The following is a 13,342-nucleotide window of genomic DNA, read 5'->3' on the forward strand; positions in this document are numbered from 1 at the left end:
AGCCTGACAAGATCGCTCAAGCAGCGCAGCTGGCACTCTGGCATGCTATGCCCCCCTATTCAGTCGCGTTTGTAGACCATGACTCACCCACACCTCGCCCGCCAGGCGTTCATCCATGGCGCCATTGCCATCCTGCCGCTGTCGTTGGCCGTTGCCCCCTGGGGCCTGCTGGCCGGCTCGATGGCCATTGAAGCCAACCTGACACCCCTTGAAGGTCAGGGGCTATCGGCAATTGTCTTCGCCGGTGCCGCACAACTGGTTGCCATCGGTATGCTCAAGGGCGGCGCGAACCTGTTTTCGATCATCCTGACCACCCTGCTACTGACCTCACAGCACCTGCTCTACGGTCTGTCGATGCGCCCCGTGATTTCTGACCTGCCTGTGCGCTGGCGGGTGGGGCTGGGCTTTCTGCTGACCGACGAATTCTTCGCCCTGACCAGCCAGTACGACAAACAACAGTTCAACCGCTGGTATGCACTGGGCGTAGGCCTGACCTTCTACGTGGCCTGGAACCTGTTCACCCTGGCCGGCATCGTCCTGGGCCAGAACATTCCGCACCTGGACAAACTGGGCCTGGACTTCTCCATCGTTGCCACGTTTGTAGCCTTGATTGCGCCACTGGTACGTAACCTGCCAACGGTGGTGTGCGTCGCGGTTTCGCTGTTCAGTTCAGTGCTGTTCAGTTTCTGGCACTGGGAAACAGCGCTGGTGCTGGCCGGCCTGCTGGGCATGAGCGCCGGTTTCATCTGCCAGAAACTGAGCGGAGGCCGCTCATGATTTTCCTGCTGATCGTCGGCATGGGGCTGGTCGTGTTTCTCAACCGCTACGCCTTTCTCGAGCCCCGCCTGCCATTGCGCCTGAGTTCAAATGCGCGGCAATTTCTCGGTTTTGCCGTGCCCGGCATGCTCACCGCTATCTGCGGGCCGATCATCTTCATGCCCGACCACCAGCTTGACCTCAACCCGGCCAACCCCTACCTGGTGGGCTCGATGGTGGCGGTCGTGCTGGTGTTGTTGACCCGAAACACCTTGATCAGCATGCTGCTGAGCATGGCGTTTTTCTTCGTCTTTCGCTGGTGGATGAACGGTGCGGCGTGAAGCAGAGAAGGCTTGCCAACGATAGCATCGCCGGCAAGCGGGCTTGTGTAACTAGCCTTCTGACTCGGCATCGGTGTGTTCAGCGGCCTGCTCAGGGGCTTCGACCGAGGCTACGTTGTCAGGGGCTTGTTGCTGAGCGGCGAAGATCGCTTCATAGCGCGCCTGCAGGCGATCACTGCCGCCTTCGGCCAAGGCCAACGTAGAGGCAAGACTCAATACACCCATCAGGGCAAGTCGGGAACATTTCAAACGGGTTTCTCCAATGACTGATTTGCCACACGCGGTGCGGCACTCGAAAGTGAGTCCAGGCAGTGTCGAGGTGTAGGATTATCGGCTGATTAACGGGTAAATCCCGGCTGGATATTGCACATAAGTCGACCTGTCAAACAGTAACAATATGTTCAAAGACTAGGCGCGATTGTTTATGCTGGCGCACTTACGCAATGGCTCATAGCCACACCGACAAGTAACCGTGCATGAAACTATTTCTCGTTCTTCTGTTCGTTTTTTCGATTGCCTATGTCCACCTGCGCGGTCGCGTTCGACACAAACTGACCCGTCAGTTGGGCGACCACTCCAGCTTCCTGGCGCCCGTCAACGTCTTCCTCTACCTGTTCTCCAGGCTGCCCGCCCGGCCCTACCTCAGCACCGATTCATTTCCCGAGCTCAAACCCCTGCAGGACAACTGGGAAGCCATCCGCGAAGAGGCCCAACAGCTCCTGAATGTCGGCGAAATCAAAAGCTCGCAGCGTTATGACGATGTGGGCTTCAACTCATTTTTCAAAAGTGGCTGGAAACGTTTCTACCTGAAGTGGTATGGCGAAAGTCACCCTTCGGCGATGAAGCTGTGCCCACGTACCACAGAGCTGCTGCAAGGTATCGGCACCGTCAAGGCAGCCATGTTCGCCACCCTGCCACCGGGCTCGAAACTGGTTCGTCACCGCGACCCCTATGCCGGTTCTTACCGCTACCACCTGGGCCTGGACACCCCCAACAGCCCGGACTGCTACATCGACGTGGACGGTGAGAAGTACCACTGGCGTGACGGTGAAGGTGTCGTGTTCGATGAAACCTATATTCACTATGCCGCCAACCAGACGGATCAAAACCGCATCATTCTGTTCTGCGATATCGAGCGTCCCCTGAAGTACCGCTGGGCCACTGCGTTCAACCGCTGGTTCAGCCGCAATGTCATGGCCGCGGCTGCCGCGCCGAACGCTGACGGGGACAAGACCGGCGGCATCAACCGCCTGTTCACCCGGATCTACAAGATCCGCGAGCGCGGCAAGGCACTGAAGAAACGCAACCGCGCACGTTACTACGCCGAAAAATGGGCGGTAGTGGCCGTGTTGGCGCTGATCTTCATTTATATCTGACCCGTTATGGCGGCGCCGACACAGTCGGCGCCCACGTCTTGCAAAGACTGCCCACGTCCCTGCCCTGCGCCTATCGACCAACGGCGCAGCAACTGCCGAAAAACTAGCTTCACTGTTCATTTTGTCGAAACACACAAGGTGAACACCATGTTGGACTGGAACGAGTACCGTAAACAGCTGACGGCCGGCATTCGCGACCTCAAGCAACTCTCACCGGACACGGTCAGCGGCTACCTGACCGCCAGTGCTGCCGGCGAAAAAACCAACCACCTCGACGCCAAGACCCGCGAACTGATCTCTCTGGCCGTGGCCGTCACGACCCGTTGCGATGGCTGCATTGCCGTGCATTCGGCACAGGCCGTGAAACACGGTGCCACCCGGGAAGAAATTGCCGAAGCACTGGGCGTTGCCATCGCGATGAACGCGGGTGCAGCACTGGTTTACTCGGCACGGGCACTGGATGCGGTAGGCAAGGTCGAGCCATAATCCCGCCATCGCCAGGCTGGCGCGACACGTCCGTTGCAGCCAGCCAACCCGCACGCCCCCTCCGAGAACAGCATGATTCACATCCGCCCCATGACCGCCGCCGACTTCGAGCACTTCTGGCCGACCTTCAAGGCCATCGTCGGCGCCCGCGAAACCTATGCCTTCGACCCCGCTATCACTGTCGAACAGGCACGCCAACTGTGGCTGGAAATGCCCTTGCATACCCTGGTAGCCGAGGAAAACGGCGAACTGCTGGGCTCCTATTACCTCAAGGCCAACGCCGCCGGCCCAGGCGCCCATGTGTGCAATTGCGGCTACATGGTTACCGAGGCCGCACGCGGCCGAGGCGTAGCGCAGGCGATGTGCAAACACTCTCAGCAACTGGCCCGCGATAACGGTTTCATGGCGATGCAGTTCAACTCGGTAGTGTCGAGCAACGAAGTGGCCGTGGCCCTCTGGCAAAAGCTTGGTTTCGAGGTGGTCGGACGCCTGCCCAAGGCCTACCAGCACGCACGCCTGGGCCTGGTGGACTGCCTGGTGATGTACAAATGGCTAGGCGAAGCTATGCCGCATGAGCAGCCAAAACTGATTGGTCGCAAGAATATCGAGGCGGTGGTGTCCCGGCGTCGCGGCCGTTGATTACGGCTGCCACATAACCTGGCGCACGCCCGTCAAGCGGTGACGCCAAACAAAACACCGACCCCCGCCGTCAGGCCCATGGCCAGTGCGCCCCAAAAGGTCACGCGGGCTGCAGCCGTTACCACAGACGCGCCACCGGTGTAGCCTGCCAACACCCCCAGAAGCATCAGAAACAGCAGCGAACTGCCAGCCACGGCATACATCAGCAGCGATTGCGGCACCCATAGAACGATCAGCAGTGGCAGTGCCGCACCGACTGAAAACGAACCTGCAGAGGCCAGGGCAGCCTGCACCGGTCGCGCGGCCAATGCTTCGGAAATGCCCAGTTCATCGCGGCCATGCGCACCCAGCGCATCGTGTGCCATCAACTGTGTGGCGACGCGGCTGGCCAATTCTTTATCGAGCCCGCGACCAACGTAGATCTCGGTCAACTCGGCGTGTTCATGTACAGGATCAGCCGCCAGCTCCTTGCGTTCCCGGTCCAGGTCGGAACGCTCGGTATCCGCCTGCGAACTAACCGACACGTATTCGCCAGCGGCCATCGACATCGCCCCCGCAACAAGGCCTGCAACGCCGGCGATCAGAATACTTGCAGCACTTGCGCCGGCCGCCGCCACACCCAGGATCAGGCTGGCAGTGGAAACAATACCGTCATTGGCGCCAAGCACAGCGGCACGCAGCCACCCTATACGATGAGTTTTATGGACTTCGATGTGCCTCATGAGTGACTCCCTATGCAGAAAACAAGCGCGGTACAAGCATAGCGCTATGCGGTCCGCCCAAGGCACTTAACACCCTCCCGCATTGTGCGCTACCGCACCGACGTTTCCGGGTATTGAGCGCAATGTTGATCACAGTCGTTGAATGGCGTGTGGTCGCGTGTTCCAAGCCCTTTCTGTATGCCCCCACGCGCTCAGCAGTCAGCAGTCAGCACAAGAGGAGATGTGAAGTGAGTACCCTGAACACGTTCAACGCCATCGTTGGCCTGGCCTGTGGCTTGACCCTCAGCGCATGCGCTGAACTCTATCCCCCAAACAACACCTCAACCCCGATCTACAACAGCCCAGAAGTCATCCAGACAACATCAGCCTATTCTGGCCGTGGTGTCGTGCAATCGATTGTCCCAGCCAATCAGGGCTACCAGGGCTTGGCGGGTACGGGTTACGGGCTAGGGACACTGATCGGTGCCCTCGCCGGTGGACTTGCCGGCAGCCAAGTAGGCTCAGGCACCGGCAAAACGGTTGCGATGGTCGCGGGCACAGCAGGCGGCGCCTACGTGGGACACCAACTGGAACAGCGTAATCAGCAACCTGCCAGCTACGCGATTACCATCCGCATGGACAACGGCTCCTACCAGACCCTGAACCAAAGCTCGACTGGCGGTCTGAAAGTTGGCGACCGTGTCAGGATCCAGAACGGATTATTGCAGCGGGACTAGGCAGGGCTACATCAGTGAGCACGTTGACGAGCGTCGCAGAAAGCGGTCGACCGGGAGCTTGAACCAGGCATCCCGGTTAGCCAATGCAACCAGAATCTGGTTAACCTTCAAGCTGGCGACCTCCATGTTGTTCAACGACTGCACCACGGCATTCCAGTCCTTGTGCTGTGCCTTGTGTGGCGCTTCCCAATGTAGATACAAAAATGACGCAGTCAGCGCAACGTCCTGTGTCCGAGGTCAGCGCGCAAGCTCGGCAGCGTCAGCCAGTGCGTCACTGAACGCCGCATGGTAATGCTGGCTGCCAATGGCTTGCAGGATGCCTACCCTGCCGAGCTTGCCCAACACCTTGGCATTGGCTTCACAGAGTTTTACGACAATGTGCCGTTTGTGCAGTTGCTGGATCACTTCTTCGAGCATTTGCAGGCCGGTGATGTCCATGAACGGTACGTGTTTAAGGCGCAGAATGAGTACGACGGGATCGGTATGCGTCTGGGCCAGGGCACGCTCAAAGGTTTCCGCCGCACCAAAGAACAGCGGCCCCTCGACGGTGTAGATCAACACGCCAGGCGGCAGGTGTTGGTGACCGTTCTGGCGCAGCTCGTGTTCTAGCTCGTGCTCGACGACCTGCTGCACCTCGACGGAGGATGCCATGCGCCGCATGAACTGCAGCATCGCCAGAATCACGCCGATGTTCACGGCGATCACCAGATCGCTGAATACGGTAAGGGTGAAGGTAATGAGCAGAATCGCTACATCAGCGCGCGGGGCACGTTGAACCATACGCTTGAAGTGTTTCAACTCGCTCATGTTGTAGGCGACAACGAACAGGATGGCCGCCAGGGCGCACAGAGGAATGTTCGAGGCCAAGGGTGCCAGGAACAGAATGATCAAGACCAGGGTAATGGCATGGGCAATACCGGCCAGCGGGCTTGTACCGCCATTACGGATATTGGTCGCCGTACGGGCAATCGCGCCGGTCGCGGCAAACCCACCAAACAGAGGGGTTGCCAGGTTGGCGATACCCTGGCCGATCAGCTCCTGATTGGAGTCATGCCGAGTGCCGGCCATTCCGTCGGCAACCACAGCGGAAAGCAGCGATTCGATGGCCCCCAGCATGGCGATCGCAAACGCAGGCCCAATCAGGTCAATAACACGCGCCAGGGTGATCTGCGGCGGGTTGAAGTCGGGGAAACCTTGAGGGATACCGCCGAAGGCACTGCCAATCGTGGCGACGCCATCGAAGTGGAACAGTGACTGGATCAGCGTCGCAACCACCATGGCAACCAATGGCCCGGGAAAGCGTTTGAGCGCTGCAATTCTGGGGGTGATCAGCACCAGGAACAGGCTGAGCAACGCCAACGACGTCGTGGCCATGTGCAGGTTCGGCAGCGCGAGCAGCAAATGCCAGAACTTCTCGTGAAAGTACTCACCGGTAATTGCCGGCAAGCCGAAGAAGTCCTTCCACTGACCCACCCAGATGATCACGCCGATGCCCGCGGTAAAACCGACGATCACCGGGTCCGGGATGAACTTGATGATTGCACCCAGGCGGGTGATGCCCAGCAGCAACAGGATGACGCCGGCCATCATCGTGGCAATGTGCAGGCCCTCGACACCGTGGGTCGCGGTGACACCTGCCAGGATGACGATAAATGCCCCCGTCGGGCCGGCAATCTGCAGCCGGCTGCCGCCAAAGATCGACACCAGCAGGCCGCCAATGATTGCGGTGTAGATGCCTTGCTCGGGCTTGACTCCCGAGGCGATGGCAAACGCCATGGCCAACGGCAGTGCAACCACCCCGACAACCACCCCGGACACCAGATTGCCTAGCCAATGCTCGCGCCCGAACAAGCCGGCTTTCCATGCTTCACGTATCGCAATCATGCCAGGCTCCTTAACGGCTGCATGTTCATACTAGTAGCATGAGTGCGACCCGTACGCGGCATTCCTCTACTAAGCGTCCCGGTTAGCCAGCGCAACCAGAACCTGGTTAACCTTCAAGCTCGCGACTTCCATGCTGTTCAACGACTGCACCACGGCATTCCAATCCTTGTGCTGCGCCTTGTGCAACGCCTCGCTTGCGGACTCGTGGCAGAGACGGTGCGGATCGTCGAGCTGGCTGAATGACCGATCATTTCGGTAGGTTTCCTGGGTTTCAGGCGTGAGGTACCACTTCCCGAGACGGCAGTTCTTGTGGTCCGAGAGCTCAAGGTTCTGGTCTTGATTGAACAGGCGCAGATAGACCATCAACTTGAACAACAGGTGATCAAGCTTGACCGCCTCACAGAACGAACTGAGCGCGATATTCTCGATCAAGCCGGTCATGTGGTCGCCCATCACCACCATTTCATCCAGGGTCTGCGCCGACGACGACACATCGCTGGCCAGGCGGGTTGCCTCGGTGGACAGGTTACCGATCGAGGCGCTTGCCGCCGCCGTATCGGTGTTGATGCCATCCACCAGGACGCTGATGTCCTGGGTCGCCTGATGGGTGCGTTGCGCCAGCGCCCGGACCTCATCGGCAACCACTGCAAAACCACGGCCCTGTTCACCGGCACGCGCCGCCTCGATGGCCGCATTCAGTGCCAGCAGGTTGGTCTGGTCAGAAATCGCCTTGATCAAGCCAACGATGTTGCTGATCTCACTCACGCGGGTCTTGAGTTGGCTGACACTCTCCACGCTGCTCACGCCCTGCTCTGCCATGTGCGTGAGCGAACTGGAGAACGAGGACAGCATCTCGGAGGTTTGGGCAAATACACCGCTATTGGCCTTGAGGTGGTCCACTTCGCCGCGCAGAATTTCTGCCTGATGGACCACGCCATCACGGGTCTGCTTCATGGACTCATCGAACATGCCCAGCTTGTCATGCAGCTCACTCTGGTAGCGGCTGTAACCATTGAGCGCAGCCTGTTCGGCCTGGGTCTGGGCAACCAGATCGGCCAATTGCCGGTTTTCCTGGCGCAAGGCTTCGTTTTCTCGGCGCAACGCGACCAGCTCATCGTCCTGCTCGGCAACTCGCGTTCGCCATTTACCACTAAACATCGCAACCGCTCCTTAGCACCCGTGTGCCAAACGTCATGGTGTCAGTAATCAAAACGCGGGCCTGAAGTCGGTGCACCTTGATCGTATCGAGGAACTTTAAACGCGTCACACTGACGCAGCATTGACATCAATCAGCCATCATCCAAGTATTCAATACTGTTATCAACCATGAGGCAGGCGCACATATCAAACAGCAGCAACTGAGCACGGTCGGCTTGAACGTTGATTCATGTCAGTGAACTGCAACAGGCGTTGCTGTACATAGCCCGTCCACCTTCGTAGGGATGCAGTGCCATGTACGAGTCCAACCAGGCAGCCCGAATCATCTGCAGCAATGAAGTGCTAGCCGACCAGCTACGCCCGCTGCTGGCTAACATCGCGCCAGACTGCGAGGTGCTGGTTGTACCGAGTGATTGCAGTGCCGCCCCCCTTTGTCGCTGGCTAGGTGACGCGCACCTCGGGTCGACCGGGCGAGTACACGCGGCCTTGGTCGAAACGACCGAGGTTTTGGAGCAGACGCGTCATGCCTTCAAATCCCGCGAACTGGGGATGTTACGGCGGCGTCTGGTTGGGCTGCTGGAGAAGTTGTCAGACAATCCAGAATGATGTAATTATGCCATCAGTAGGTTCCGCTAGAAGCGGGAGCCGGCTTTGCCGAGCAGGACATCGGGCCTGAAAGACGAAGCGCCGTGACCATGCGTTCTTGAGCAGAATGCAGGGGCACGGCGCTTTTTTTTCAGCAGAAAACGTATCTGTACAAGTACAGGGCCATGTGAATGAAGGTGACAGCAGATCTGACGGAGTTGCTTAAACGTATTCGCCTCGACCAAGAGGAAATCGCCGAGCGCTTTCGCTTTCTAGACTGGAGCGCAGCGGATGCCGAGCGTCTCAGCGCAGCAGCAGCGCGCATGGCCCCTGCTCAGCCGACGTTCATCAATCGGCTGTACCGTCACCTGGAGCAGTTTGCCACACCGTCTGCACTGCTGCGCACGCCCGAGATCACTACCCGCCTGAAGCACAGCCAGGCGGAGTACTACCAGCGCTTGTGGGCTGGTCTCTACGATGATGCCTACATCAACAGCCGCCTGCGCATTGGCGTGATCCACCAACAGGTCGGCCTGGAGTTGAAATGGTACCTGGGCACCTACCGTCTGTACCTTGACGATATGCTTGCCAGCCTATTCGGTGACAGCGATCAGGCCACGCTTTACTCAAGCCTGTTGAAGGCCGTGTTCTTCGACATGACCCTGGCCATCGACACTTACAGCGCAGCGCAGCACAAGGCGCTGGAAGACAGCGAAGCACGCTTTGCCCGTGCACTGCGCGGTGCCAACGACGGCATCTGGGACTGGCACATCGACCAGGATCGACTGTATGTATCCGAGCGTTGGGCCAGCATGCTCGGCCTCAGCCGCGACAGCATGGGCGAGAGCAGTGCCAGTTGGTTCAACCGCGTTCACCCGGACGACTTGCCGGATTTTCGTCAAGCCATCGATGCTCACCTGCAAGGGCGGACCGCCCTCGTGCACCATGAGTACCGTATCCGCCAAAGCAACGGTGACTATACCTGGGTACTGGTACGCGGGGTCGCCGAAGTCACCACACCGGGCCAGTTACGCATGGCCGGCTCGCAGTCCGATATCAGTGCCCGCAAAGACGTCGAGCAACGCCTGATGCATGCCGCTCACCATGATCCGCTGACCGGTCTGGCCAACCGCATACGCCTTGATGAGCAAATGCAGAAGACCATCATGAAAGAACGCAGGGGCGGCGACTACGAAGCTCTGCTGTTCATCGACCTCGACCGCTTCAAGCTGATCAACGATAGCCTGGGCCACAGTGTCGGTGATCGCGTGCTGGTCGAAGTGGCCCAGCGCCTGAGAAACGCGCTGCGTCCCAGTGATCAACTGTTCCGCTTCGGCGGCGACGAATTCATCGTCCTGCTTAGCGACCTCAGCTGCAGCCTCGACGCCGAACACATCTCCCAGCGCATTCTGGACAACCTGCATCAGCCGCTGCATATCGACGGCCATACCCTTGTGGTCAGTGCCAGTATTGGCATCGCCCCCATGCACGAACATGGCAAGGCGCTGGATGTCGTGCAGGCCGCCGACCTTGCCCTCTACAGCGCCAAATCTGCTGGCAAGGCACGCTTTGCCCACTACAGTGAAGCCTTGCAGGACGATGCACAGCACCATCTGGAACTGGAGTCCGCGCTGGGCCAGGCACTCCAGCACGATGAATTCGAACTGCACTACCAACCGATCTATCGCCTGGACCAAGGGGTACCACAGGTGTGCGGGGTGGAAGCGCTGCTGCGCTGGCGCCAGGATGAACGCCTGATTTCACCCCTGGAGTTCATTCCAGCGCTGGAGGAATCAGGAGAAATCATCCACGTCGGCGAATGGGTACTGCGCCAGGCCTGCCAGCAGACCCGCACCTGGCAGATGGAAGGACATGAGCACATCCGCTGTTCGGTGAACATTTCCAGCCTGCAACTGCAACAAACCGACTTCACCCCCAGGCTGATCGATATCCTGCAGGAAAGCGGCCTGCCCCCTGCCAGCCTGATCCTGGAAATTACCGAAAGCCAGTTGATCAATGAGGACTCGAACACCTTGGCCTGCCTGAATGAACTGGCCAGCCTGGGCGTATTGTTGGCGTTGGACGACTTTGGCACCGGATACTCATCACTCGGCTATCTCACGCGCTTTCCACTGCACATTCTCAAACTGGACAAGAGCTTCATCGGCGGTATCCCGTTCAATAGCAAACAAGGCACGATCAGCCAGGCGATCATCGGCCTTGGCCGGAACCTCGGCCTGGAAGTCGTCGCCGAGGGCATCGAAACCCCGGCACAACTCGATTTTGTGCTCAATGAAGGCTGCCACTATGGCCAGGGTTACTGGTTTAAGCCAGCCACGACCGGCCGACCAGATGCAACGCCTGTTCAACACAGCGAACAGCTTAGAGACGCGGTGATGGGCTGGCTGCAGGTACTCACCTCAGCCTTTGCGCGTACTGGCACTCGGCGACGCAATGACTAGACTCATGGCATTACATTCAGCATCGGGTAAAGACCATGCGTTACACCCTGTTTGAACAGCAGAAAGACTTGATCATCCTCATCGCACGCCTTTTGCTGATGACTATTTTTGTCATGTCTGGCTGGAGCAAGCTGACCAACTTCGAAGGTACTGCAGGCTATCTTGCGTCGCTTGGCGCACCGATGCCGCCCGTGGCAGCAGGGATCGCAATACTGATGGAGTTCTTCGTCGGCATTGCCCTTATAGTCGGTTTTTTTACCCGGCCACTGGCGGCATTGATGGCGTTGTTCGTGCTGGGGACGGCACTCATTGGCCATCCCTTCTGGAGCATGCCTGAGCCCGACAAGGCCGCCAACATGATCCAGTTCTACAAGAACATCAGCATCATGGGAGGCTTGTTGCTGCTCAGCGTGACAGGCGCAGGCAAGTTCTCGGTCGATCGGCAGTAACCCGATCCCCCCATGATTCAGTGCAAACGCGCCTACACCCCAGCAGCCGCGGAAGACGGATACCGCGTTCTGGTTGATCGGCTGTGGCCGCGAAATTGTCGGAAAGACCAGCTGTTGCTGAACGCGTGGCTGCAAGACGTTGCACCCTCTACGCACTTACGCAAGGCCTTCAAGTCCGGTGAACTGGATTTTGCCCAGTTCACCGCGGCCTATCGGCAAGAGCTGGCCGCACATCCGGAGTATTGGCAAACGCTTTTGCCCCATGCCGAAAAGGGTACGCTTACCCTTGTGTTCGCAGCCAGGGATCCGCAGGCAAACAATGCCGTGGTCCTCGCCGACTGGCTGGAAGAGGCACTTGATCGATCGGCAGGCGCAAGCTCGCCTGTGTGCTACCTGGGTGACTTCCCAGAGTACTGATGAAAGTGAAGTGGGTTTTAGGGGCTTGTACATGACGCAGGTTGGCTATTTTCCGGTATTTTCCGGGTGGCCTCTGGATTGCATAGATACGTCGCTGAGTTATCCTTTATATTCGTAAGGTTTTAGCACTCGCGCGCCTGGGTCGATGACAGTCAACCATCCCCCAACTGCGCTGATGGAGCAGTGTCATGATTGGGCGGCGCGAATGAACCCTTTTGCACTACAGCATGACCAGAATGTGCTCATTGCCGAGCAAGTTCGTACCGACCGCTTGCATCTGCTGTTCCGTCAGTCTGTAACGGCGGTGGTCGGCAGCTTCATTGCCGCCTGTATGCTCTGCTGGCTGTGCTGGGAGCGTGCGGATCAATCCGTCATTCTGTTATGGATCTCACTGCTCGGTGGCGCAACACTGCTGCGCATCGGCTTGTTCCTGGCCTACTTTCGCAGCCATGAGCGCGAACGCATTCCTGACCGCTGGGAAGGCAAGTACTGGATCACCCTGGTGCTCTCTGCCGGCCTCTGGGGGCTCGGCGCGCTGGCGATAATGCCAAGTGATGACCTCCTGGCGCAGGCGATCGTACTGCTGTTTACCGTCGGCATGGCCGGCAGCGCCGTGTCCTGCTACTCGGCGTACCGATCCATGACCTTGTCGGCCATGGGGCTGGTCTTGCTGCCGTGCACGCTCTGGCTACTGCTTCAACCCTCAGCGATGCAGGTCGGCATGGCCATCGCCGCTCTGCTGTTCTCGGCATCCATCGTGCGGGCGACGCGCGAGCTCTCCGAGGCGCTGGAGAAAGCCTTTCGTTTAACCCATGAAATGGAGCATGCACACCGCATTGCCAGCTATGCCGCGCAGACCGACGAACTCACCGGCCTGAACAATCGCCGCGCATTTTTCGAGCACGCCCAACAACTCTATAGCTACTGCAAGCGCAATCAGCGCCCTCTTTGCGCCCTGGTGCTGGACATCGACCACTTCAAGCAGATCAACGACACACACGGCCACCAGGCCGGTGATGAGGTTCTGCGCCAAATAGGTGCAGTGATCCGGGCGTCCTTTCGCGAATCGGACGTCTACGGCAGGCTTGGCGGTGAGGAGTTCGCGGTACTGCTGGCAGATACCACCCTGGAGGCAGCGCTACGCATTGCCGAACAGCTCGGAAAATCGATTGCCGAGATGCCCTTGATGCTCGAAAAAACACGAACACAACGCCTTACCGCCAGCCTCGGGGTAGCCTCGGCGAGTGCCGAGGATATGGACCTGCACGACCTGTTGAACAATGCCGACAAAGCCATGTATCGCGCCAAGGCCCTCGGCCGCAATCAGGTGGTTGCGGCCGAGTAACCTCCT

General features: G+C 58.8%; 16 protein-coding genes and 1 pseudogene. 11 read left to right on the plus strand and 6 right to left on the minus strand.

Annotated features, from left to right (window positions below):
• Nucleotides 1-78 precede the first annotated feature (78 nt).
• Together ACZ9H3_RS06100 and ACZ9H3_RS06105 are read left to right on the plus strand one after the other, a co-directional pair.
• On the plus strand, nucleotides 79-777 hold the full coding sequence (locus tag ACZ9H3_RS06100) for an AzlC family ABC transporter permease (RefSeq protein ID WP_102051905.1): 699 nt from the start codon (nucleotides 79-81) through the stop codon (nucleotides 775-777).
• A complete protein-coding gene (locus ACZ9H3_RS06105) occupies nucleotides 774-1,097 on the plus strand; it encodes an AzlD domain-containing protein (RefSeq protein WP_099775162.1) in 324 nt (107 codons plus the stop codon). Before ACZ9H3_RS06100 ends, ACZ9H3_RS06105 begins: the two co-directional genes overlap by 4 nt.
• Nucleotides 1,098-1,148: 51 nt before the next feature.
• Here the strand turns inward: ACZ9H3_RS06105 and ACZ9H3_RS06110 are convergent, their stop codons facing one another.
• Nucleotides 1,149-1,346, minus strand: coding sequence for a co-regulatory protein PtrA N-terminal domain-containing protein (locus ACZ9H3_RS06110; protein WP_145991779.1), 198 nt, complete (start codon nucleotides 1,344-1,346; stop codon nucleotides 1,149-1,151).
• A 227-nt stretch (nucleotides 1,347-1,573) separates the two neighbouring features.
• On the opposite strand from ACZ9H3_RS06110, the gene lpxO reads away from it, so the two are divergent.
• The 3 genes from lpxO (at nucleotide 1,574) to ACZ9H3_RS06125 (ending at nucleotide 3,598) form a co-directional block, all read left to right on the plus strand.
• A complete protein-coding gene (gene lpxO / locus ACZ9H3_RS06115; RefSeq protein ID WP_065758656.1) occupies nucleotides 1,574-2,473 on the plus strand; it encodes a lipid A hydroxylase LpxO in 900 nt (299 codons plus the stop codon).
• Nucleotides 2,474-2,620: 147 nt separating this feature from the next.
• The gene (locus ACZ9H3_RS06120; protein WP_065758655.1) at nucleotides 2,621-2,959 is read left to right on the plus strand and encodes a carboxymuconolactone decarboxylase family protein; all 339 of its coding nucleotides are present in this window, start codon (nucleotides 2,621-2,623) and stop codon (nucleotides 2,957-2,959) included.
• A gap of 72 nt (nucleotides 2,960-3,031) precedes the next feature.
• Nucleotides 3,032-3,598 (plus strand): GNAT family N-acetyltransferase, encoded by a 567-nt coding sequence (locus ACZ9H3_RS06125; protein WP_102051906.1) that lies wholly within the window; start codon nucleotides 3,032-3,034, stop codon nucleotides 3,596-3,598.
• Between the two features lie 32 nt (nucleotides 3,599-3,630).
• On the opposite strand, the gene ACZ9H3_RS06130 is transcribed toward ACZ9H3_RS06125, so the two are convergent.
• Nucleotides 3,631-4,320, minus strand: coding sequence for a VIT1/CCC1 transporter family protein (locus ACZ9H3_RS06130; protein WP_102051907.1), 690 nt, complete (start codon nucleotides 4,318-4,320; stop codon nucleotides 3,631-3,633).
• 227 nt (nucleotides 4,321-4,547) lie between these two features.
• Here ACZ9H3_RS06130 and ACZ9H3_RS06135 point away from each other — a divergent pair, with 227 nt between their 5' ends.
• Nucleotides 4,548-5,036, plus strand: coding sequence for an outer membrane lipoprotein (locus ACZ9H3_RS06135; RefSeq protein ID WP_158240123.1), 489 nt, complete (start codon nucleotides 4,548-4,550; stop codon nucleotides 5,034-5,036).
• 6 nt (nucleotides 5,037-5,042) lie between these two features.
• Here the strand turns inward: ACZ9H3_RS06135 and ACZ9H3_RS06140 are convergent, their stop codons facing one another.
• The 4 genes and pseudogenes from ACZ9H3_RS06140 to ACZ9H3_RS06155 form a co-directional block, all read right to left on the minus strand.
• Nucleotides 5,043-5,237 carry a hypothetical protein gene (locus ACZ9H3_RS06140; RefSeq protein ID WP_476220114.1) on the minus strand — a complete coding sequence of 65 codons (195 nt, stop codon included), beginning with the start codon at nucleotides 5,235-5,237 and terminating at the stop codon, nucleotides 5,043-5,045.
• A gap of 36 nt (nucleotides 5,238-5,273) precedes the next feature.
• Nucleotides 5,274-6,920 carry a SulP family inorganic anion transporter gene (locus tag ACZ9H3_RS06145; RefSeq protein WP_099775165.1) on the minus strand — a complete coding sequence of 549 codons (1,647 nt, stop codon included), beginning with the start codon at nucleotides 6,918-6,920 and terminating at the stop codon, nucleotides 5,274-5,276.
• A gap of 69 nt (nucleotides 6,921-6,989) precedes the next feature.
• Entirely contained in the window at nucleotides 6,990-7,382 is a 393-nt protein-coding gene (locus tag ACZ9H3_RS06150) for a CZB domain-containing protein (protein WP_371917191.1), read from the minus strand.
• Between the two features lie 3 nt (nucleotides 7,383-7,385).
• Nucleotides 7,386-7,661, minus strand: a pseudogene (locus tag ACZ9H3_RS06155) (methyl-accepting chemotaxis protein); the annotation flags it as partial.
• A 711-nt stretch (nucleotides 7,662-8,372) separates the two neighbouring features.
• Here ACZ9H3_RS06155 and ACZ9H3_RS06160 point away from each other — a divergent pair.
• The 5 genes from ACZ9H3_RS06160 to ACZ9H3_RS06180 all read left to right on the plus strand — a co-directional run bounded on the left by ACZ9H3_RS06160 (nucleotide 8,373) and on the right by ACZ9H3_RS06180 (nucleotide 13,336).
• A complete protein-coding gene (locus ACZ9H3_RS06160) occupies nucleotides 8,373-8,684 on the plus strand; it encodes a hypothetical protein (protein WP_065758650.1) in 312 nt (103 codons plus the stop codon).
• Between the two features lie 170 nt (nucleotides 8,685-8,854).
• Nucleotides 8,855-11,125 carry a putative bifunctional diguanylate cyclase/phosphodiesterase gene (locus ACZ9H3_RS06165; RefSeq protein WP_476220115.1) on the plus strand — a complete coding sequence of 757 codons (2,271 nt, stop codon included), beginning with the start codon at nucleotides 8,855-8,857 and terminating at the stop codon, nucleotides 11,123-11,125.
• Nucleotides 11,126-11,160: 35 nt separating this feature from the next.
• Complete coding sequence (locus ACZ9H3_RS06170) at nucleotides 11,161-11,574, plus strand: DoxX family protein (protein ID WP_099775168.1); 414 nt, start codon at nucleotides 11,161-11,163, stop codon at nucleotides 11,572-11,574.
• Between the two features lie 12 nt (nucleotides 11,575-11,586).
• Nucleotides 11,587-11,991 (plus strand): DUF488 domain-containing protein, encoded by a 405-nt coding sequence (locus ACZ9H3_RS06175; protein WP_099775169.1) that lies wholly within the window; start codon nucleotides 11,587-11,589, stop codon nucleotides 11,989-11,991.
• Nucleotides 11,992-12,196: 205 nt separating this feature from the next.
• Entirely contained in the window at nucleotides 12,197-13,336 is a 1,140-nt protein-coding gene (locus tag ACZ9H3_RS06180) for a GGDEF domain-containing protein (RefSeq protein WP_102051910.1), read from the plus strand.
• Nucleotides 13,337-13,342: the final 6 nt, after the last annotated feature.

The sequence above is a fragment of the Pseudomonas sp. TE3910 genome (genome assembly GCF_056279025.1).

Coding starts and splice junctions, on each gene's coding strand:
- ACZ9H3_RS06175 (WP_099775169.1), top strand. CDS start 11,587: ATGATTCAGTGCAAACGCGCCTACACCCCAGCAGCCGCGGAAGACGGA.
- ACZ9H3_RS06125 (WP_102051906.1), top strand. CDS start 3,032: ATGATTCACATCCGCCCCATGACCGCCGCCGACTTCGAGCACTTCTGG.
- ACZ9H3_RS06150 (WP_371917191.1), bottom strand. CDS start 7,382: ATGGTGGTGATGGGCGACCACATGACCGGCTTGATCGAGAATATCGCG.
- ACZ9H3_RS06120 (WP_065758655.1), top strand. CDS start 2,621: ATGTTGGACTGGAACGAGTACCGTAAACAGCTGACGGCCGGCATTCGC.
- ACZ9H3_RS06145 (WP_099775165.1), bottom strand. CDS start 6,920: ATGATTGCGATACGTGAAGCATGGAAAGCCGGCTTGTTCGGGCGCGAG.
- ACZ9H3_RS06180 (WP_102051910.1), top strand. CDS start 12,197: ATGAACCCTTTTGCACTACAGCATGACCAGAATGTGCTCATTGCCGAG.
- ACZ9H3_RS06170 (WP_099775168.1), top strand. CDS start 11,161: ATGCGTTACACCCTGTTTGAACAGCAGAAAGACTTGATCATCCTCATC.
- ACZ9H3_RS06130 (WP_102051907.1), bottom strand. CDS start 4,320: ATGAGGCACATCGAAGTCCATAAAACTCATCGTATAGGGTGGCTGCGT.
- ACZ9H3_RS06160 (WP_065758650.1), top strand. CDS start 8,373: ATGTACGAGTCCAACCAGGCAGCCCGAATCATCTGCAGCAATGAAGTG.
- lpxO (WP_065758656.1), top strand. CDS start 1,574: ATGAAACTATTTCTCGTTCTTCTGTTCGTTTTTTCGATTGCCTATGTC.
- ACZ9H3_RS06105 (WP_099775162.1), top strand. CDS start 774: ATGATTTTCCTGCTGATCGTCGGCATGGGGCTGGTCGTGTTTCTCAAC.
- ACZ9H3_RS06165 (WP_476220115.1), top strand. CDS start 8,855: ATGAAGGTGACAGCAGATCTGACGGAGTTGCTTAAACGTATTCGCCTC.
- ACZ9H3_RS06100 (WP_102051905.1), top strand. CDS start 79: ATGACTCACCCACACCTCGCCCGCCAGGCGTTCATCCATGGCGCCATT.